The sequence below is a fragment of the Azotobacter armeniacus genome (assembly GCF_054779355.1).
Genome location: NZ_BAAGYK010000170.1, coordinates 18,855 through 38,791 on the forward strand (window position 1 = coordinate 18,855; position 19,937 = coordinate 38,791).

Genomic DNA, 19,937 nt, shown 5'->3' on the forward strand with positions numbered 1-19,937 from the left:
GCCCCTACGGGGAGAGGGCCGGGGTGAGGGGCAAAGGGCATGAACCTCTCCGCCCCCTTCATCCGGCGCCCGGTGGCCACCCTGCTGCTGAGCCTGGCGATCCTCCTGCTCGGCGCACTGAGCTTCGGCTTGCTGCCGGTGTCGCCGCTGCCGAAGATGGACTTCCCGGCGATCACCGTGGAGGCCAACCTGGCCGGGGCCAGCCCGCAGATCATGGCCTCCAGCGTGGCGACACCATTGGAGCGCGCCCTCGGCGGCATCGCCGGGATCAGCGAGATGACCAGTCGCAGCAGTCAGGGCAACACGCGAATCATCCTCCTCTTCGACATCGGTCGTGACATCAACGCCGCCGCCCGCGAGGTGCAGGCGGCAATCAACAAGGCGCGCACCCTGCTGCCCAGCGGCATGCGCAGCATGCCCACCTACCGCAAGGTCAACCCCTCGCAGGCGCCGATCATGGTGCTCTCGCTGACCTCGCCGGTACTCGACAAGGGCCAGCTCTACGACGTCGCCTCGACCATCGTGGCGCAGAAGCTGGCGCAGGTGAGCGGGGTGGGGGAAGTACAGGTCGGCGGCAGTTCGCTGCCAGCGGTGCGGGTCGAACTGGAGCCGCGCCTGCTCGACCAGTACAACATCGCCCTCGACGAGGTGCGCGCAGCGATCGCCGCGGCCAACGTCCGGCGGCCCAAGGGAGCCTTGGAGGACGCCGAACGCCACTGGCAGGTGCAGGCCAACGACCAGCTGGAGCGTGCCGCCGATTACCGGCCGCTGGTGATCCGCTACCAGAACGACGGGCCGGTGCGCCTGAGTGACGTGGCGCAGGTCCACGACGGTGTGGAGGACCGCTACAACAGCGGCTTCTACAACGACAAGGATGCAGTGCTGCTGATCGTCAACCGCCAGGCCGACGCCAACATCATCGAAACCGTCGCCGAGATTCGCGCCCGGCTGCCGGCGTTGCGCGAGGTGATTCCGGCCAGCGTCGAGCTGGAGGTGGCGATGGATCGCTCGCCGGTGATCCGCGCCACCCTCCACGAGGCCGAGCGCACCCTGCTGATTGCCGTGGGCCTGGTGATCCTGGTGGTGCTGGCCTTCCTCGGCCACTGGCGCGCCGCGCTGATTCCGGCGCTGGCGGTGCCAGTGTCGCTGGTCGGCAGCTTCGCGGTGATGTACCTGTTGGGCTTTTCCCTGAACAACCTGTCGTTGATGGCGCTGATCATCGCCACCGGGCTGGTGGTGGACGACGCCATCGTGGTGCTGGAGAACATCGCCCGGCACATCGAGGACGGCGAGCAACCGCTGGCGGCGGCGCTCAAGGGCTCGCGGGAGGTGGGATTCACTCTGCTGTCGATGAACCTGTCGCTGGTGGTGGTGTTCCTCTCCATACTGTTCATGGGCGGCATCGTCGAGCGGCTGTTCCGCGAGTTTTCGATCACCCTGGCGGTGGCCATCCTGATCTCCCTGCTGGTCTCGCTGACCCTGACGCCGATGCTCTGCGCGCGCTGGCTGAAGGCCGGGCAGGAGGCCCGCGCCCCCGGTCGCCTGGGACGCTTCGCCAGCCGCCTGCAGGCGCGGGTGCTGGCCGGCTATGCGCGCAGCCTGGACTGGGCCCTGGCGCATTCGAAGCTGATGTTGTTCGGGCTGTTGGCAACCATCGCCCTGAACCTCTACCTCTATGTCGCGGTGCCCAAGACCTTCCTCCCACAGCAGGACACCGGCCAGCTGATCGGCTTCGTCCGTGGTGACGACGGGCTGTCCTTCCAGGTCATGCAGCCGAAGATGCAGGCCTTCCGCCAGGCGCTGCTGGCCGATCCGGCGGTGCAGAGCGCGGCCGGTTTCATCGGTGGCAGGGGCGGGATCAGCAACGCCTTCATCATCGTGCGCCTGAAGCCTATCGCCGAGCGCGACCTCTCCGCCCAGCAAGTGATCGACCGCCTGCGCAAGAGCCTGCCGAAGGTTCCGGGCGGCCAGCTGTTTCTCATGGCTGACCAGGACCTGCAGTTCGGCGGCCGTCAGGGGCGCAGCTCGGAGAACGAGTACGTGCTGCTCTCCAGCGATCTGGACCTGTTGCGCACCTGGCTGCCCAGGGTACGCGAAGCCCTGGCTGCGCTGCCGCAGCTCACCGACCTCGACAGCAACCAGGGCGAGGGTGCCCAGCAGATTCGCCTGATGGTGGATCGCGAAACCGCCAAGCGTCTGGGCGTGGACATGGACATGGTCACTGCGGTGCTGAACAACGCCTTCAGTCAGCGGCAGATCTCCACCATTTACGATGACCTCAATCAGTACAAGGTGGTGATGGAGATCGACCCCAGGTATGCCCAGTCTCCCGAGGCGCTGGACATGGTCCAACTGATCACCGACGACGGGCTGCGCGTGCCGCTGTCGGCCTTCGCCCGCTGGGAGCGCAGCCTGGAGGAGGACCGGGTGCAGCACCAGGGCCAGTTCGCCGCGGAGAACATCGGCTATTCCATCGCGCCCGGCTACAGCGCGGTGGAGGCCAATCAGGCGATCCAGCAGGCGGTGGCGCGGGTCGGCTTGCCGACCGAAGTGCAGGGGCTGCTCGGTGGTACCGGCGGCGCCCTGCAGCAGGCGCAGAAGGCCCAGCCGCTGATGATCCTCGGCGCGTTGGTGGTGGTGTACATCGTGCTCGGTATCCTCTACGAGAGCTACATCCACCCGCTAACCATCCTCTCCACACTGCCTTCGGCGGGCGTCGGTGCGTTACTGGCGATCGAGCTGGTCGGCGACCAGTTCAGCCTGATCTCGCTGCTCGGCCTGTTCCTCCTGATCGGCGTGGTGAAGAAGAACGCCATCCTGATGATCGACCTGGCGCTGCAGCTGGAGCGCCAGGAGCGGCTCGGCCCGGAAGCATCAATCCGTCGCGCCTGCCTGCTGCGTTTCCGGCCGATCCTGATGACCACCCTGTCGGCCATCCTCGGCGCCCTGCCATTGCTGCTGGACACCGCCGAGGGCGCGGAAATGCGCCGCCCGCTGGGGCTCGCCATCGTCGGCGGTCTGCTCCTCAGTCAGTTGCTCACCCTCTACAGCACGCCGGTGGTCTACCTGTTCTTCGACCGCCTGCGTCACCGCTTCAACCGCTGGCGCGGCGTGTGCAGCGATGCTGCTCTGGATACCTCGTTATGACCGCATCTGTTTTATCTTCCGGACCGAACCGCCTTGCTTGGGCGGTGACCCTCGCCCTGGCTCTGGCCGGCTGCACTCTCGGCCCGGACTACCAGCGTCCGCAGCTCTCCACCCCGGACAGCTTCAAGGAGGGCCAGGGCTGGAAGCTCGCCACGCCGGCCGACGAGCGCGAGCGCGGCCCCTGGTGGGAGATGTACGCCGACCCCCTCCTGAGCGATCTGATGCTCCGTCTGGACGAGTCCAACCAGACCGTCGCTCAATCCGTGGCCCAGTATCTTCAGGCGAAGACCGCAGTGCGCGCGGCGAAGGCGGCGTTCTATCCGACCGGCCGGGCCAACATCGACGAGACCCGCTCGGCGACCGCCAGCGGCGGCGGGGGAACAGTGCGGCTGGCCGACGGCTCCACGGTGAGCACTGGCGGCGGTGGCGGCGACATCTCCAACAGCTACAACGCGGTCACCAGCATCAGCTGGGAGCTGGACATCTGGGGCAGGCTGCGCCGCCAGCTGGAGTCGGACCACGCCGGCCTGCAGGCCAGCGCCGCCGACCTCGCCGCGGTGCGTCTTAGCCAGCAGTCCACGCTGGCGCAGAGCTACCTGCAGCTGCGTGTGCTGGACGGCCAGCGGCGCCTGCTCAAGGCCACGGTGGAGGCCTATGCGCGCAGCCTGCGCCTGACCGAAAACCAGTACCGCGCCGGCATGGTCACCAAGGCTGACGTGACCCAGGCGCTGACCCAGCTGAAAAGCACCGAGGCCCAGGCTATCGATCTGGAATACCAGCGTGCCCAGCTGGAGCACGCCATCGCCGTGTTGATCGGCGTGCCGCCGTCCGAGTTTGCCCTGGCCGAGCTGGACAGCCTGCCGACGCTGCCGGAAATCCCCTCGCTGCTGCCATCGCAACTGCTCGAGCGGCGCCCGGACGTGGCCGCGGCAGAGCGCGAGGTGATCTCCGCCAACGCGCTGATCGGCGTGGCCAAGGCGGCCCGCTTCCCGACCTTCAGCCTGAGCGCGGCGGGCGGCTATCGCACTAGCCATACGGACGACTGGTTCGAGAAGGACAACCGCTTCTGGAACTTCAGCCCGGAGATGGCCCTGACCCTGTTCGACGGCGGTCTGCTGCGCTCCCGGGTGGATCAGGCCCGGGCCACCCACCAGCAGACGGTGGCGACCTACCGGCAGACCGTGCTGGACAGCTTTCGCGAGGTGGAGGACTACCTGGTGCAGTTGAGCGTGCTGGAGAGGGAGAGCCAGGCCCAGCAGGAGGCGGTGGAAGCCGCCCAAGAGTCACGCCGGCTGATGGAGAACCAGTACAAGGCCGGCACCGTCGACTACAACAGCGTGGTCGACGTGCAGACCGCAGCACTGACCAACGAACGCACCAGCCTGACCTTGCTGAGCAACCGGCTGACTGCCAGCGTGCAGCTGATCGCCGCCCTCGGCGGCGGCTGGGACAGCGTCGAACTGGGCGATCTGGATAAGCTGGACGAGCAGCTGGAGAAGGCGCAGGCAAAGCAAGAGAAGCCGGAAGAGGACTAACGGCGTCTGGCCGGGGACCGGTGACGGGTTGCGCCTGCGGTTAGAATATCTGCCATCCTCAAGGACTTGTCCCATGCCGCTTCGCCTTTTCCTCTCCGTGCTGCTGGCGCTGAGCGCCATGGCGCGGGCCGAAGAGCTGTCGTATCGACGCGACATCCAGCCGATCTTCACCGCCAAGTGCGTGGCCTGCCACGCCTGCTACGACTCACCCTGCCAGCCCCAATCTGGGCAGGGTGAAGGGGTGCAGTGCGGTGCCCACAAGCTGCCGGTGTACAACGGCCTGTGTACCGAGGCCCAGGAAACCACCCGGTTGTTCCGCAATGCCGAGGGGGAGGCGGCCTGGCGGCGCAAGGGCTTTCATTCGGTGCTCGATGCGGACGGCCAGGCCGCGCTGATGGCGCGCATGTTGGAACTCGGCCGCAGCCGGCCGCTGGAGCGCAACGTCAGGCTGCCGGAGGGGCTGGAGATCGGCATCGGGCGCCAGAACAGCTGTCCGCAGCCCGGCGAGTTCGCGGCCTTCGCCCGGGACAATCCCCAGGCCGGCATTCGCCGCTGCCACCCCGAGCTCTGGCACTACTTCAACGACCTCTCGGCCTGGCAGCGTGAAACCGAGCCGCTGGAAGCCGGGGTGCTGGACGTGAACCGCTACCAGAATCTGTGAGGGGACTCGTCTGGTGCAGCTCCTCGGAGCTAATCCGACAAGCTTACTAGGACTTTATCCCCCAGGGGGCTTGGCGTACACTCGAGAGCATATTCGCGAGGAGCTGCCATGAGCGCCATCACCATCACCGACGCCGCACACGACTATCTGGCCGAGCTGCTGGCCAAGCAGAACAGCACCGACATCGGTATCCGCATCTTCATCACCCAGCCCGGTACGCCCACCGCCGAAACCTGCATCGCCTACTGCAAGCCGGCCGAGCGCCATCCGGACGACACCGCCTTGGCACTGAAGAGCTTCACCGTGTGGGTCGACTCCGTCAGCGAGCCCTTCCTCGAGGATGCCATAGTCGACTACGGTAGCGACCGCATGGGCGGCCAACTGACCATCAAGGCGCCGAACGCCAAGGTGCCGATGATCGACGAGGACAGCCCGCTGGGCGAGCGGATCAACTATTACCTGCAGACCGAGATCAATCCGGGTCTGGCCAGCCACGGCGGCCAGGTAAGCCTGGTGGACATCGTCGAGGAGGGCATCGCCGTGCTGCGTTTCGGCGGCGGCTGCCAGGGCTGTGGCATGGTCGACATGACACTCAAGGACGGCGTGGAGAGGACCTTGCTGGAGCGTATCCCGGATCTCAAGGGCGTGCGTGACGTCACCGACCACAGCAACCGGGAAAACGCCTACTACTGATGGTGGATGGTGGGGGAGAATGACGAAAGGCGGCTATGGCCGCCTTTCCTTTATGTGCTAAGCGTCCGCCCACGTCATCTGTCTGACTCCGCTGAGCCGGGAGATGGTGTCTACCTAATTATCATGGACACCATCTCCAGCCCTTTTAAGCGGAAAGATTATGCGCGCCAACTGCGGTACGCCGTCTCACCGGTATCCTCATGGTGCCTGGGTATCCTGCTGGGCAGTGGTCTTGACCGCTACGAAGCGCATGCTGGGGCGGCTCATCGCCTCACAGATCGCCTCGGCATCGACCCGGTCGTTCTTGCTCTTCACGTAGGGCTTCACGAATTGAGCGGCAATGAGCCTGGCATGATAGCCGTGCTGCAGCAGCTCCTGCGAGGACGCACAGGCTTCCATGCCGATCTCCGCTCCAGGGGGCACTCGCTTGACAGGGCTTCCAGCCACTTCTCGCGGGAGTATTTACCCTGCCAATGGACCTGGTCATGGCGGTCCACGCCATGCATGTGGAACACCGACTTTGCAATGTCGACCCCGACCCGGGTAATGGTCATTTGGGCTTATCCTCAACCTGATGATGGCTGGCGACTCACACCTGCCATCTTGGCGCATCAGCGCCGGAGTGGGATGAAGAATCCATACCATTGCTTACGCTATAGCGGCAAATGGATATAACGCTGTCGAGAACGCACGGTCTCGGATGATGTCAATCTTTGAGGCATGTGATACATGAGGCATTGCTCCCGGCCCACTCCGGCGGGAGCAAGATCTGCAGTAGGAACTAGAATGCTTGAAGCATTGGTTTCTTCACATGTCTTTGGTCTTTGGCCCATGGAAAAGAGCGCGGTAAGGGATATGTTTACAGTCAGTGTGAGTTATGCACGACTCGTCGAGGAGACGCTTAGGGCAGAGGGTTTGGAGGTTAATAATCTACTCAAGGAGTTGGATTTAAGTTCGGAGATTTTCAACGATATGGCTGGTTGCCGGGTCAAGGATCTTTCGAGAATCCTGAATCGGGCAGTGGTGCAGAGCGGCAATCCGGATATAGGGCTCAAGGCCTATGGGCTGGTCAAGCCTGGGATCTACGATGTGGTGGGCTATGTGATGATGTCGAGCCCCAATTTGAAGTGCGCACTGGAGCATTTGGTTCGCTTCTGCTCGTTGATCGACAATGGAGTCGATTTTTCTTTGGACAAGGAGGGCAGCGTTTATCGCCTGTGCAGCGACCGTCATGGCGGCAGTAAACACATACCGCGCCAGTTCTACGATATTAGTATGGCAGCTTTGCTTTCCTACCTGCGTTGGTTATATGGGAGCCCGCAATTCATGCCGTTATGTGTCGAGTTCATGCACTCTGAGCCGCTTGATACGATGGAATACCGCCGTATCTTGCAATGCCCCATGGAATTCGATTCATCCAATTATTCCATACTGTTCGATGCGGCTCTGCTGGATTCCCCCCTGAGTACGGCAAATGCGGCCTTGGCGAGCATGCATGAGCGTTTCGCCGAGCAACGCTTGCACGAGCAGACCTCACAGTTGAGTACTTGGCGCGTCCAGCAGTTGATCATGGAGCGTCTGGCTGAGGGCGAGCCGACTGTCGAGGAGGTAGCGGCGGCGCTCTGCGTCAGCAAGCGTACCCTGCAGCGTTGTCTGAAGAAGGAGGGCACGCAGTACAAGGATCTGCTGAGCGAAACCCGTCGTGAGCAGGCCCACCTGTACCTGCATCATTCGCATTTCAGCCTGCAGGAGGTCGCCTATCTGCTGGGGTTCCACGAACACAGCAGTTTTTTCCGAGCCTGTTCGCGTTGGTTTGGCATGACCCCTGGGCAGTATCGGGCTCACAGGAGCCTTCTTCGTGGCGAGTCTGCGGAAAACTGTGCCGTCGCTGCATATGGGTAGTCTGCCTCAAGGATACGGAGTACAAAGGTTTTGGGCCTGAAAGTCTGTTCGATAGGCATCCGAGGTATGTCGAGCGATCTGGTGGCGGCGCTTCGTATCCTGCAGTGCAAAATATTTCTGATTGATAGAGCTTTTTTCATGATGGAAGGCGCCCCAGAGGGAGTTATGGTCACGTGTGCCAGTTGCTTTAGTGCTCAATGTAGCATGCTGATGCCTGTTTTCCAGGCAAAATCCTTTAGGTCAGCAAAATTTTTTGCAATGCAAAAAATGCTTGCGAAAACATTTTTGCGGCGCAACAATAAATTTGCCCGTTGAATCCAATGAAGGCGTCAGCAGCGGCGCGCCAGGCCAGTCAGGCCGTCATTTAAGCAGGAGATATGCCATGTCTTTTTTGATCTGGAAAAATTGGAAAGTGCTTCGAAATCCAACCTGGAAGCAGTGCAGCAACTGAGCAGCAAAATTTTCGAGAGCACTGAGGAGTTCTCCAGGCTGCAGTTCAAGACCTTGCGGGCTGCGGCTGATGACAATTTCGAGAGCGTGCGCAAGCTGCTATCGGTGCGTGATCCTCAAGCTTTCCTGGAGCTGCAAACCTCCTTCTTCAAGCCCAATGAGCAAGCTGAGCGTTTCATGGAGTTCAGCCGCCAGACTTACGACCTCATTTCCCGCTTCCAAGTAGAGATCACCAAGCTGACCGAGCGTCAGATCGAGATCGGTACCCAGCAGGCCCAGGAAATCGTCGAGGAGATTTGCAAGAACGCTCCGGCCAGCGCCGAGCCGGTCGTATCCGTGTTCAAGTCTGCCGTCGAGGGGGCCGGTAACGTATACGAGAGCGCACAGAAGGCCGCCAAACAGGCTTCTGAGATCAGCGCAAGCGGTATTGAAGCGGCTGCCCATGCTGCAGGTCAGGCAACTTCCCAGGCTTCGGGCAAGAAGACTGCCTGACGGCAATTGGCGACCGCAGTGCCACGATTTTACCTTCCTTGAGTCCTTTGGCGATGAAAGTCAGCTCTGACCTTCATCGCCATCTTTTTTTCCGCCAGCCTTGCCGGCAAAGCCGGAGAAGATGCCGAACATGTTCTGGGTGTTCAGGTAGAGCTTCTTGGATTGCTCGACGTACTGGCGCATCAGGTCTTGCATCATTGGGGCCTGGCTCTGCATGAAGTCGGTCCAGGCTTGGGTCGACTGCACTCCGGCCTGGGTTTGTACGTCTATGACGCTTTGGATGCTTTTCTCCAGGTAACTGGCAAGCAGTCCTTGGAAGGGGCCGTAGAAGCGGATAATCCCTTTAAGCATTTCGCTGGAAAAGATCGGCTCACCGTCGCTTTCAGCTTCCTGGATGATTTGCAGGAGGATGCTGCGGGTCAGATCCTCACTGGTTTTGGCATCGACTACTTGGAAGGGCTCTTCGCTGATCACCAACTGGCGAATATCGGCAAGCGTAATGTGACTGCTGGTGCGGGTGTCATACAAACGGCGGTTGGGGTACTTTTTGATCAGACGGACATCGTTCCGGCCCTTGGCTGACATGCGAATATCTCGTTGTGTAACGGGGCCAATATGTTAGCCCAAACTGAGGCTGCCTGGCTTGCCTAGGTAGAGGGAATAGCGCTGGTGGGGCTGGCTGGACGATACCTCGCTCTAGCTTCGCCAGTCTGCGCCAAGGACGTATCCCGGTCATTCGCGGACCGGGGCACCCATCGTTGTCAGTTGATCAGGCTGAGGAATTCGCTACGAGTAGCTGCATTGCTGCGGAAATGGCCAAGCATCACCGAGGTGACCATGGTGGAATTCTGCTTCTCCACGCCGCGCATCATCATGCACATGTGCTGCGCTTCGATCACCACACCAACGCCCGAGGCTCCAGTGACCTGCTCCACGGCTTCGGCGATCTGGCGGGTGAGGTTCTCTTGGATCTGCAGACGCCGTGCATACATGTCGACGATGCGGGCGACCTTCGACAGGCCCAGCACCTTGCCATTGGGCAGATAGGCTACGTGCGCCTTGCCGATGAACGGCAGCATGTGATGCTCGCAGAGCGAATACAGTTCGATGTTTTTCACCATCACCATTTCACTGTTGTCCGAGCTGAACAGTGCGCCGTTGACGACTTCCTCGAGAGTCTGCTGATAGCCGCGGCAGAGGTACTGCATGGCTTTGGCCGCGCGCTTGGGCGTGTCGACCAGGCCTTCACGGGAAACGTCCTCGCCGAGGTAGGCGAGAATCGCGGTGTACTGCTGTTCCAGGGACATGGATATTCCTGCGGAAGCTTCTAGATGGGATATACAAACGTGCAGGTTAGGGGCCCCCGACCAGGCTTGCAAGCTTACTGTCGGGCTCCGGTTATTCGTTACGCCCTTCGAGCATGGTGCGCTTGAGCAGCACATAGACTGCGCCGGTACCACCATGGCGGGGCAGGCAGGAGGCGAAGCCGAGTACCTGTGGATGCTGTCGCAGCCAGGTGTTGACGTGACTTTTGACCATTGGTCGCCTGCCATCCAGGCGGGCAGCCTTGCCGTGGGTAACACGCACACAGCGCACTTCCAGGCTGGCGGCTTCGGCGAGGAGGTCCCAGAGTGTTTCGCGGGCCCTCTCCACCGTCATGCCGTGCAGATCCAGACTTCCCTCGAAGGTGATTTGTCCGGCCTTGAGCTTGCGCGTCTGGCCTTCCTGAACGCCGTCATGTGCCCAGTGAAGTTCGTCTTCGGCACCCACATCGATGACGAACTGGTCGGACAGGCCATCGACTTTCTGGGCTTCGACCTGCTGCATGGCTGCCTGGCGGCGGCTGGCGATCTGCCGGTGATCGCGCCGGGGCGCACCGGTATCGGCGCGATCATCCTGGCGCAGCGGTTTGACGCCACAGATGGCGGATTGGAAAAGAGAAAAATCGTCATCGGACATGGGCTGGCCTCCGCGAAGGGCATCTAGTGTAACCAATGGATGCCTGCTGGCGTCAGTCGTGCTTTTTCCGCGGGGGAGTGGCCGGGCCGGGGTGGCGCGCGGAGCGTAGACCTCGCCGGCAGATGCGCCAGGCACGGATGCCGGCCCAGAGTAGCAGGAGGCCGAAGGCCAAGAGGAGAGTGGCGGAGCCGAAGGAGAGGGCTGGATCTTCGAGGCCTGCTCCGGGACCCGGAGCCCGACCAAGCAGGGCGGCAGTGCCGGCCATGGCGAGCAATATGCCTAGCGAGGCGAACAGCGCTGCAATCGCTGCGCCGAGGCGCCAGCGGCCGGTCTGGGGTCTGCGTTTGATTGGCTGGGGGGAGTCGGTTTCGTCAGGCGAGTTCATTGATGATTCCTCTCGCTGAGGTCTTGGCCCAAGGCCGGCTCGGCAACCGGCAGTGCAGTCTGTCGCCGAGCATCGAATATCCTCCGTCAGCACTGTGCTGGCTGAGCGGGATGAACTAGATCAGTGCCTTCGCATCGGGCACCACGGCCGCGAAGTTGTCGGCAAGGCTGGCGATCTCGATGCGGTGGACCTGTTCTGCACTGATGGTCCCGCTCGGGCTTGGCAAGTCGCGGGTGGCACAGGCGCTGTCCACCAAGGTGCAACGATAACCATAATCCTTGCTCGCACGCACGGTGGTACTGATGCTGGAGTGGGTCATGAAGCCGCAGACGATCAGATCCAGACGGCCGATTGTCTGTAGTCGGTCATGCAGATCGGTACCGGAGAAGGCATTCGGCAGGCGCTTTTCCACGACAATTTCTCCCTGCAGAGGGGAGATTTCCGGGATAAGCTGGCCACGCGCCCCTTGTGGATCGAGAAAACCGCCGGGAATGCCGAGGTGCTTCACATGCACCACCGGGGTGCCTACGGCGCGGGCGGCAGCCAGCAGGCTGGCGATTTCCACGATCGAAGATTCGATTCCGGGCAGGCGCAAGACGCCACTGCGATACTCTTCCTGCGCGTCGATGATAAGCAGGGTGGCATTCTTCAGGTGGGCCGGTGCGAAGCTGCGGCCTGTGATCTGCAGCAGGGTTTGTGGTTGGGGCATGGTAGCTCCTCCATGGAAAAACGACGCAGATTGTCTCCTTCCTGCCGGCAGAAGTGAACAAATATCACCTTAAGTCTATGGCATGGGGCTGGCCGCTGGGCGGCAGGGTACCAACCGAGCCCGCAGTGGCAGGGGCGCCAAGTGACCTTTGCCGGATGCGCCGAGTCACGGCATCGGTTTGAATGGCATCTTGGCCCTCTGCATGGGCGAAGGCTTCCGGCATAGCCTTGGCTAGCCGGGCATGGTCCTCTGGCAAGACCATCCCGAACCCGTAAAACAGGCCGCGTAATGCATTGCTCTGTATGATGCGGACTTTCAGCAGTTGGGCGCGAATCCGCTGCAGCGAAAGAATGGCCTGCTGATCGGCCTGTTTGATCGCGACCTGGCAAGCGCCGGGCTGCTGCACAGCGGTCCAGATGGCCTGGGCGTCAGCCGCATCGTTCTTGTTGTGCAGCACGAAGGGACGGACCGAGCGAGGAGCAAGCAGTCGCACTTCATGCCCCAACGGCTGAAGCTGGCGTGCTCACCAGCGGGCACTGCCGCACGCCTCTATCGCCACCAGGTAGGACCGACGCTTGGCGAAGAACGCCAGGACGTCCTCGCGCCGCAGCGTGATGCGCTCGATTTTTCCCGAGTGTGTGAATCAACGGTATGCAGCTGGAAAACCTTCTTAGTGATATCCATGCCAATCACGCTATGGTTCATGGGGATCCTCACTGCTCAAGTGATGCTTGTTAGTCACACGCTTCGCTTTGGCACTGCGATGCCGGGCAGCGAGGATCCTCTATCGATGCAGAGGTGCTGCGGTTGGCCCGTTGCCGGGGGGGATGTCCATATAAGACGTCCATATAAGAACCTAGCTGGAGGGCACGAAAGGAAGGAGCGGTCAGGCTGGCTGACCGCTCATTTGAGGGAGATGCTGTCAACCCTTCACGTAGCGACCTGGTGCCGGCTCCAGAACGCGATATTCGCCATTTCCGCTCTGCCCGACAGCCGGGCGTCGCTCGCCAGCATGTTGAGCCAGCCAGACGAACCAGTCGTTCCACCAGCTGCCGGGTTTCTTCTCGGCAGACTCCATCCAGGCATCCGGATCGGCTGGCGTCTGCTCGTTGGTCCAGTAGTGACGCTTGTTCTGTGCTGGCGGGTTGATGACTCCGGCGATATGTCCCGAAGCGCCGAGAACGAAGCGAACCTTTCCGGAAAACAGGTTGCTGGTATTGTAGGCACTGCGCCAAGGGACGATATGGTCGTCTTGGGTGCCGAGCAGGTATGTGGGGGCCTTGATGTTGCTCAGGTCTAGCCTGACCCCGCAGCATTCCAGTTCGCCGGATTTGAGATCGTTTTGCAGGTAGGTATGCCGCAGATACCAGCAGTACATCGGTCCAGGAAGATTTGTGCTGTCATTGTTCCAGAACAGCATGTCCAAGGTCCGTGGCTTCTGCCCCTTCAGGTATTTGTCCACGGTGTAGTTCCACCACAGTTCGTTGGGACGTAGTAGGGAGAAAGTATTGCCCATGTCCTGACCGCGGAACAGGCCGACCGGCCCCCCCTTGCCGCCGATGGTGCGTTCCCGTTGGGTGACGAGGTGCTCGTCGACGAAAACGTCGATGACTCCAGTATTGGAATAGTCGAGGAAGGTGGCCAGCAGACTCAAGCTGCTGATGCAGTCCTTGTCTCCTTGGGCTGCAAGTACTGCAAGAGCACTGCTCAGCAGGGTTCCGCCAATGCAGAATCCGACGCAGTTGAGCTGCTGCTCACCACTGATGGCTTGGGTAACCTTGATGGCCTTGATCACGGCATCTTGGATGAAATCGTCCCAAGTCTTGTCGGCGCAGCTTGTGTCGAAATTACGCCACGAAACCAAGAATACCTGATGGCCCTGTTCGAGGGCATAGCGAACCAGGGAGTTCTCCGGACGCAGGTCGAGGATGTAATACTTGTTGATCGATGGGGGAACGACCAGCATCGGATGCTGGTATTGCTTCTCGCTGAGCGGTCGATACTGGATGAGCTGGAACAGATCATTCTCGAATACTACGTCGCCAGGTGTTGTTGCTACATCGCGTCCCACTTGGAAGTCGCCACTGTCGCACTGGCGCAATTTGCCTTCCTTTAAATCGCTGGCCAAGTGCAGCATGCCGTTGAACAGGCTGACGCCGTTACTTTTCACTAAGGCTTCCAGCGCATCCGGATTGCTGGCGAAGTAATTACTCGGTGCGCTGGCAGCGATGGCCTGCTCCACCAGATAATAGAGGCGCTGTCGGGGCTTCTCTTCGTGTATGTTCAACTCCTCAAGAAGTTCCATCATATAACGGGAGTTGAGCAGATAGTAAGAGGCCAGCGAGCCGAAGAGCGGGGAGCTCCAATTATCGCTGGCGAAACGCTTGTCTGTGAAGCTGAACGGTTTCCTCGAAAGAAGCTGCAGGCCGAGTTGGTACCATTCGCGCTGATAGTCGGCCTGCATCTGGTGCAGGCGTTCTGCTGGAATGTCGAACCATTGCGCATTATCAGTATCGGCGAACCAAGGTGAGGCGCTCACCCAGAGGCGCAGTTGTTGCAAGGCGAAATGGGCGACAAAAGGCGTCTGAGCTGACCAAAAACTTGCGAAGGATGGGGCTTGATCCATGACGTTTATCCTGAAAAGCGTACAGATTCACGGACTGGATCGAAGTCCTGGTCCGATTGCCAATGGCGGACTGGTATCCTGAAGCGAACGGCGATCTCTCAGGTCGCGGTCGCTCGTTGCCGTAGCCGCTTGTCATTCCGGAGCGAATTGCCAATTCAGGACGCCAGTCGGCAGCACACGGATACGGATGAGCCCGTGAGGGCTCACCCGTATCCGTATCGCTAGTCGAGCAGGTTTAGGTCATCAGGATTCAACGCTCCACTGCAAGGGCTACACCCTGTCCGCCACCGATACAGAGAGTTGCCAAGCCTTTTTTTACATCACGTCGAATCATCTCGTGCACTAAGGTGACCAGAATGCGGCAACCGGAGGCCCCGATGGGGTGGCCGATGGCTATGGCGCCGCCGTTTACGTTGACCTTGCTGGTATCCCACCCCAGTTCCTTGCTAACGCTCAGAGATTGGGCAGCGAAGGCTTCGTTGGCTTCGATCAGATCCAGCTCATCCAGACTCCAGCCCGCCTTTTCCAAGCAGTGGCGAGTGGCCGAAACTGGGCCGATGCCCATGATGGCCGGATCGACAGCTGCATTAGCATAAGCCTTGATTCGCGCCAGAATCGGCAGGCCGAGCGCCTTGGCTTTCTCGGCGCTCATCAGCAGCACAGCGGCAGCGCCATCATTGATGCTGGAGGCATTGCCGGCTGTGACGCTTCCGTCTTTCTTGAAAGCTGGTTTGAGTTTGCTCAGGGATTCGAGGGTGGTCTCGGCACGCGGCTGCTCGTCGGTGTCGAAAACGATCGGATTTCCCTTGCGCTGGGGAATCGTGATGGGCGTAATCTGGCTCCGGAAGTGACCGGCTTCAATGGCCGCCACCGCCTTCTGCTGGGACGCGGCAGCGAAAGCGTCCTGTTCCTCCCGAGAGATGGAAAATTTCTCGACTAGGTTTTCTGCGGTGATGCCCATATGGTAGTTGTTGAAGGCATCCCACAGACCATCCTGAATCATGCTGTCGAGAAGATTAGCATGGCCCATGCGTAGGCCCGTGCGGGCACCAGGAAGAATATAGGGCGAGAGACTCATATTTTCCTGACCACCAGCGATGATTACATCGGCATCACCACAGCGGATGGCTTGGGTAGCCAGGTGCAGAGCCTTGAGGCCAGAGCCGCAGACCTTATTCAGGGTCATGGCCGGAACCGTGTGGGGCAGGCCTGCTTTGATCACTGCCTGGCGGGCCGGGTTCTGGCCTACGCCAGCAGTGAGAACTTGACCCAGAATCACTTCCTCGACCTGTGCAGCATCCAGCTTGGTCTGTTCGAGCAGGTGACGGATCACTGCTGCGCCCAGTTCTGCGGCGGGAATGTTGGCCAGGGACCCTTGGAAGCTGCCGACTGCAGTCCGAGTTGCAGCGACAATTACAACCTCTTTCATGAAGGAAAACCTCGTATGAATAGGGAAGCCTGATCGGAAAGCCTAGTAGCTTCCCGAATGACGTCATTGCATGTTCAGACCGCCGTTGATGGAGAAGTCGGCACCAGTGGCATAGGCAGCCTCATCGGAGGCAAGCCAGGCAACCATGCTGGCGATTTCCGCGGGCTGGCCTAGGCGGCCGACCGGAATGCTGGCAGCGATCTGCTCGAGAACTTCCGGACGCATAGCGCCAGTCATCTCGGTGAGAATGTAGCCAGGGGAGATGGTGTTGACGGTCACGCCCTTGCTGGCTACTTCGCGGGCCAGGGCCATGGTGAAGCCATGGATGCCGGCTTTGGCAGCGGAGTAGTTAGTCTGGCCGAACTGGCCGCGCTGGCCGTTGATGGACGAGATGTTGATGATACGGCCCCAGCCCTTGCCGAGCATGTCTTCGATGACCTGCTTGGTGGTATTGAACATGCCGTTGAGGTTAGTGTTGAGCACCGCACTCCAGCTTTCCGGAGTGAGCTTGCGGAAGCTGGCGTCGCGAGTTATGCCGGCGTTGTTCACCAAGACATCGATCGTGCCGACGCGCTCCCGCAGTTCGGCAAAGGCGCGCTGGGTGCTTTCCCAGTCGGTCACGTCATGTTCACAGGCTTCGAAGCAGAAACCGCTGTCACGCTGGGCGGCGAGCCAGCCATCCTTGCGTTTGGACTGCGGAGTACATCCGACGATTACAGTGAAGTTTTCCTTGTAAAGGCGCTGACTGATTGCAGTCCCGATTCCACCCATGCCGCCCGTTACGAATGCAATTCGTTGATTGCTCATAGATTTCCCTTCCTTGATTGTCGGAGACTCTGGCGGCTCACGACTGCAAGAAGCAGCACGTGAGCTGCGCAGCGTCAATGGTGTTGTGACTTGCGGGGATCGATTCTCAGGCCGTGCGAGGTTTTAGGATAGTGCCCGAGGGTGACATCGTACTGGCTATCGATGCCATCCTCCGAAAGAGTTCCTGGGTGACTTTTTCGCTGCGATATGAGAAGTGGCCCCGTTTGTTTGAACAGCCAAGCCCGGTTCGATAAGTGGATTGCCTGCAGTTCTCAAGCTCACTCCTTTCAAGGTCTTTGAGTAAACTCCCTCGCCAGTCGCAGTCGATCAGAGGGAACAAGACGATGTGGGATGCAGTCCTGGCGCGGTTCGAGAAGCAGGCACCGGCCAGTGTCATGGCACGCCTGGCGCTGGAGCGGGCCATGTGGGCCGATTGGGTCGACGAGGTGTTCAAGGCCCACCGGCAACGCCAGTATCCGCGCGAACTGCTGTTCTCCACGGTGATCGAGCAGATGGCGCTGGCTGCCCTGGGCCTGCGCCCTTCGCTGCATGCCGCGGAGCGCCAGGTGGAAAACCTGCCGGTGTCCCTGACCAAGCTCGGGGAGAAAGACCACTTTCATGGCATGCTCGTACAGTAGATGAACCGCTCCGGAAACTCCGAAGGTTCATTGATGTGAGTAACGCCGCCATGGCGGACTCGTCGAGTTGTCGATAATAGGCTGCTTCAGCCTCGACGGGCGGTACGTTGCCGACCGACTCCAGCAGCCGTCGATGGTTGATCCAGTCCACCCAGGCCAGCGTCGCCAGTTCCACCGCCTCGCGGCTCCTCCACGACTGCCGGTGGATCACCTCAGCCTTGTAAAGCCCGTTGATGATCTCGGCCAGGGTATTGTCGTAGGAGTTCCCTACGCTGCCGGGCGAAGACGTCGATGACGATGGCGACATAGACGAAGCCCTGCCAGGTGGAGACATAGGTGAGATACCGTCGGCGAATTGCCAGGAGCTGTTGTGCGAAGCACTCTGACGGTACTGAGGCTGACGATCGATAGGAGGTAGAGTTGAGCCTGCATCCAACCGGCATCGGCGAAGGACAGTTGCTTCATCGGGAAACTCGGGCAAGGGGACGATCGTATTTCACCAGAATCGGGAACTCTTTTTCCCTAGGGGGTGTTGACGTTTCGAGCCAGAGGGGTCGATGAGGGCGGGAAAGCCTGCAAAATCAAGGTTCCCACAGCGATCCCTCCGCAGGCTGGCAATGCCCCGATCGATGCTCACCGACGAACGCTGGTCGAAGCTGGAAAAGGTTCTGCTTCAGCAAGCCATTCACCACAAGCCGGGTCTGCGCATGACGGTCGAGGGGATGCTCTACCGGATGCGTGCAGGCTGCCCCTGGAGAGACCTGCCCAGCGCCTTCGGGCGCTGGAACTCGGTCTGCAAGCGCGTCAATGCGTGGTCGGCGGCCGGCAAGTGGCTCAAGGTTTTCAACAGGCTGATCGAGGAACCCGACTTCGAGTGGGCGTTCATCGACGGTACCTATGTGAAGGCCCACCAGCACAGTGCCGGTGCGGCCAGCGACCAGCCCGAAGCCATCGGCAAAAGCCGGGCAGGAAACACGAGCAAGCTCCACCTGGCCGTCGATGCACATGGATTGCCTGTGGCCTTCGAGATCACCGGGGGAAACGTCAATGACTGTAGCTCGGCCCCCGAGCTGATTGCACAGCTGCCGTCCGCCGCGGTGATCGTGGCCGACAAGGGCCATGACAGTGAGCGCATCCGCGAACGGATCGAGGCGCAGGGTGCCCGGGCGGTCATTCCCCGAAAGCGCAACTCGATCAAGGGCAATGCCGATCTGGACCGGGGGCTGTATCGCTACCGGCATCTGGTCGAGAATGCCTTTGCGCGGCTGAAGCATTACCGCGCCGTGGCGTTCCGCTACGACAGGCTGAAGCGAAATCACGAGAGCATGGTGACCATGGCCTGTGGGTTTCCATGGCTCCCCATGTGACGTCAACAGGCCCTAACTCAGACATAGCCTTTTTATTTACCAAAAAGCCTTTGGCGTATTATCCCTTCACCGGCTTGTTTTGCACATACACCGCCCCAAGCCGAACAGGAGCGCCCCCATGTCTTCCCCGCGAATCAACCGCCAGGAAGAGCTAGCCAAGCTGAAAACCTACGGCCCCGACGCTGTCCGGCTCGCCATCGATATCACCGATGCTCTGGCTGTGGCCGACCTGCCTGATCCATTCGCCGCCGGCAAGGTGATCGATATCTTGTGCAAGCGCCTGGGGCAGGGTGATCGAGTGGCAGGCTCCCAGCTGTTTGGGGTGCTGATGGGTCTACACATGGCTGGCCTCATCATGGCAGAGGAGCTCGATGTCTTCGGTGACCATATCGAGGCCATCGCCAAGGCGATGCAATCCTAGCAGCCTGTCGGACTTTAGCGCTTCATTCGAGGATAAACGTCGGCCTCAGCTTCTTCGCGGCTGCGATAGCCTGAGGTCTGGCTCCATTCCGACTTCAGGCTTCTGAAGAAGCGCTCCATCGGCACATTGACGCTCCTAACACTACAGTTGCATTTTGGAAGTGAGATGAGCCCGCCTGGCCCCGGCCTGATGAGCCCTTCGCCAACATGACCAGGCAATGATCTGTGCCGGATCGATCAGGCGCTGTGCCAGGCGGGTGACGATGCGGCGGATTTCCTGCATGGACCAGCGGATCAACTCTGCACGGGGACGAGAGGCTGTGTCTGTTTTTTTGAGCACGGCAGGGCATTGGCACGGTGACGGATCGCGGCCAGCAGGGCAAACGCCAGCATGACCAGCGACACATGGCGATGCCAGCCATGCCAGGAGCGGGCCTCGTTATGCTCGAGCCCCAGTTCGTTCTTGGCGGTTTCGAAGGAGGCCTCGATCGACCAGCGATGGCCTTCTACCCAGGCCAGCTTTTCCAGGGGCGTGCCGGCCGGCGCCCAGGTGGTGAAACAGGCCAGTTCCCCATCGACCAGGCGGCGGCGAATCAGCAGGCCCCGTGTCCACAGTCCTGTCGCGGATAGGCCATGGTCACTGGCCTTCAGGTCTGCCAGCTCCAGATAGGCCCACTCGTGCAGACGCGGTCCCTGAGTGCCTTCGCCTGCCGAGCA

The 19,937-nt window shown here is 60.8% G+C and carries 16 protein-coding genes and 5 pseudogenes; 10 read left to right on the top strand and 11 right to left on the bottom strand.

Features of this window, described 5'->3' with window-relative positions; all coding sequences use genetic code 11:
• The first annotated feature begins 39 nt into the window (after positions 1-39).
• The 4 genes and pseudogenes from ACYVD0_RS22965 to nfuA all read left to right on the top strand — a co-directional run bounded on the left by ACYVD0_RS22965 (position 40) and on the right by nfuA (position 6,036).
• Complete coding sequence (locus ACYVD0_RS22965) at positions 40-3,147, top strand: efflux RND transporter permease subunit (protein ID WP_460428943.1); 3,108 nt, start codon at positions 40-42, stop codon at positions 3,145-3,147.
• Complete coding sequence (locus ACYVD0_RS22970; protein WP_460428944.1) at positions 3,144-4,682, top strand: outer membrane factor lipoprotein domain-containing protein; 1,539 nt, start codon at positions 3,144-3,146, stop codon at positions 4,680-4,682. Before ACYVD0_RS22965 ends, ACYVD0_RS22970 begins: the two co-directional genes overlap by 4 nt.
• Before the next feature lie 73 nt (positions 4,683-4,755).
• Positions 4,756-5,316: pseudogene (locus ACYVD0_RS22975) on the top strand (fatty acid cis/trans isomerase); the annotation flags it as partial.
• A gap of 135 nt (positions 5,317-5,451) precedes the next feature.
• Positions 5,452-6,036: a Fe/S biogenesis protein NfuA gene (gene nfuA, locus ACYVD0_RS22980; protein ID WP_460428945.1), complete on the top strand. Its 585-nt coding sequence runs from the start codon at positions 5,452-5,454 to the stop codon at positions 6,034-6,036.
• A 198-nt stretch (positions 6,037-6,234) separates the two neighbouring features.
• On the opposite strand, the gene ACYVD0_RS22985 is transcribed toward nfuA, so the two are convergent.
• The gene (locus ACYVD0_RS22985) at positions 6,235-6,435 is read right to left on the bottom strand and encodes a hypothetical protein (protein WP_460428946.1); all 201 of its coding nucleotides are present in this window, start codon (positions 6,433-6,435) and stop codon (positions 6,235-6,237) included.
• 387 nt (positions 6,436-6,822) lie between these two features.
• On the opposite strand from ACYVD0_RS22985, the gene ACYVD0_RS22990 reads away from it, so the two are divergent.
• From ACYVD0_RS22990 to ACYVD0_RS23000, 3 genes are all read left to right on the top strand, one after another.
• On the top strand, positions 6,823-7,938 hold the full coding sequence (locus ACYVD0_RS22990; protein ID WP_460428947.1) for an AraC family transcriptional regulator: 1,116 nt from the start codon (positions 6,823-6,825) through the stop codon (positions 7,936-7,938).
• A 66-nt stretch (positions 7,939-8,004) separates the two neighbouring features.
• Positions 8,005-8,253 (top strand): hypothetical protein, encoded by a 249-nt coding sequence (locus ACYVD0_RS22995; RefSeq protein WP_460428948.1) that lies wholly within the window; start codon positions 8,005-8,007, stop codon positions 8,251-8,253.
• A 90-nt stretch (positions 8,254-8,343) separates the two neighbouring features.
• Positions 8,344-8,880 carry a phasin family protein gene (locus ACYVD0_RS23000; protein ID WP_460428949.1) on the top strand — a complete coding sequence of 179 codons (537 nt, stop codon included), beginning with the start codon at positions 8,344-8,346 and terminating at the stop codon, positions 8,878-8,880.
• Between the two features lie 60 nt (positions 8,881-8,940).
• Here ACYVD0_RS23000 and phaR read toward each other — a convergent pair whose 3' ends face one another.
• From phaR to phbB, 8 genes and pseudogenes are all read right to left on the bottom strand, one after another.
• Positions 8,941-9,465 carry a polyhydroxyalkanoate synthesis repressor PhaR gene (phaR, locus tag ACYVD0_RS23005; protein ID WP_460428950.1) on the bottom strand — a complete coding sequence of 175 codons (525 nt, stop codon included), beginning with the start codon at positions 9,463-9,465 and terminating at the stop codon, positions 8,941-8,943.
• A gap of 176 nt (positions 9,466-9,641) precedes the next feature.
• A complete protein-coding gene (folE, locus tag ACYVD0_RS23010; RefSeq protein ID WP_460428951.1) occupies positions 9,642-10,187 on the bottom strand; it encodes a GTP cyclohydrolase I in 546 nt (181 codons plus the stop codon).
• A 91-nt stretch (positions 10,188-10,278) separates the two neighbouring features.
• Positions 10,279-10,839: a Smr/MutS family protein gene (locus ACYVD0_RS23015; RefSeq protein ID WP_460428952.1), complete on the bottom strand. Its 561-nt coding sequence runs from the start codon at positions 10,837-10,839 to the stop codon at positions 10,279-10,281.
• A gap of 500 nt (positions 10,840-11,339) precedes the next feature.
• Positions 11,340-11,933, bottom strand: coding sequence for a cysteine hydrolase family protein (locus tag ACYVD0_RS23020; RefSeq protein ID WP_460428953.1), 594 nt, complete (start codon positions 11,931-11,933; stop codon positions 11,340-11,342).
• Between the two features lie 190 nt (positions 11,934-12,123).
• A pseudogene (locus ACYVD0_RS23025) lies at positions 12,124-12,638 on the bottom strand (transposase); the annotation flags it as partial.
• Between the two features lie 217 nt (positions 12,639-12,855).
• Positions 12,856-14,559, bottom strand: coding sequence for a class I poly(R)-hydroxyalkanoic acid synthase (gene phaC, locus ACYVD0_RS23030; protein ID WP_460428954.1), 1,704 nt, complete (start codon positions 14,557-14,559; stop codon positions 12,856-12,858).
• A 250-nt stretch (positions 14,560-14,809) separates the two neighbouring features.
• Positions 14,810-15,988, bottom strand: coding sequence for an acetyl-CoA C-acetyltransferase (locus ACYVD0_RS23035; RefSeq protein ID WP_460428955.1), 1,179 nt, complete (start codon positions 15,986-15,988; stop codon positions 14,810-14,812).
• A 63-nt stretch (positions 15,989-16,051) separates the two neighbouring features.
• Complete coding sequence (phbB, locus tag ACYVD0_RS23040; RefSeq protein ID WP_460428960.1) at positions 16,052-16,795, bottom strand: acetoacetyl-CoA reductase; 744 nt, start codon at positions 16,793-16,795, stop codon at positions 16,052-16,054.
• Positions 16,796-17,190: 395 nt separating this feature from the next.
• Between phbB and ACYVD0_RS23045 the strand changes: the two are divergent.
• A pseudogene (locus tag ACYVD0_RS23045) lies at positions 17,191-17,403 on the top strand (IS4 family transposase); the annotation flags it as partial.
• Positions 17,404-17,476: 73 nt separating this feature from the next.
• Here ACYVD0_RS23045 and ACYVD0_RS23050 read toward each other — a convergent pair.
• Positions 17,477-17,716 (bottom strand): annotated as a pseudogene (locus tag ACYVD0_RS23050) (integrase core domain-containing protein); the annotation flags it as partial.
• A gap of 334 nt (positions 17,717-18,050) precedes the next feature.
• Here ACYVD0_RS23050 and ACYVD0_RS23055 point away from each other — a divergent pair.
• A complete protein-coding gene (locus ACYVD0_RS23055; RefSeq protein WP_460428956.1) occupies positions 18,051-18,800 on the top strand; it encodes an IS5 family transposase in 750 nt (249 codons plus the stop codon).
• Positions 18,801-18,918: 118 nt separating this feature from the next.
• On the top strand, positions 18,919-19,221 hold the full coding sequence (locus ACYVD0_RS23060; protein ID WP_460428957.1) for a hypothetical protein: 303 nt from the start codon (positions 18,919-18,921) through the stop codon (positions 19,219-19,221).
• A gap of 293 nt (positions 19,222-19,514) precedes the next feature.
• Here ACYVD0_RS23060 and ACYVD0_RS23065 read toward each other — a convergent pair.
• A pseudogene (locus ACYVD0_RS23065) lies at positions 19,515-19,937 on the bottom strand (IS701 family transposase); the annotation flags it as partial.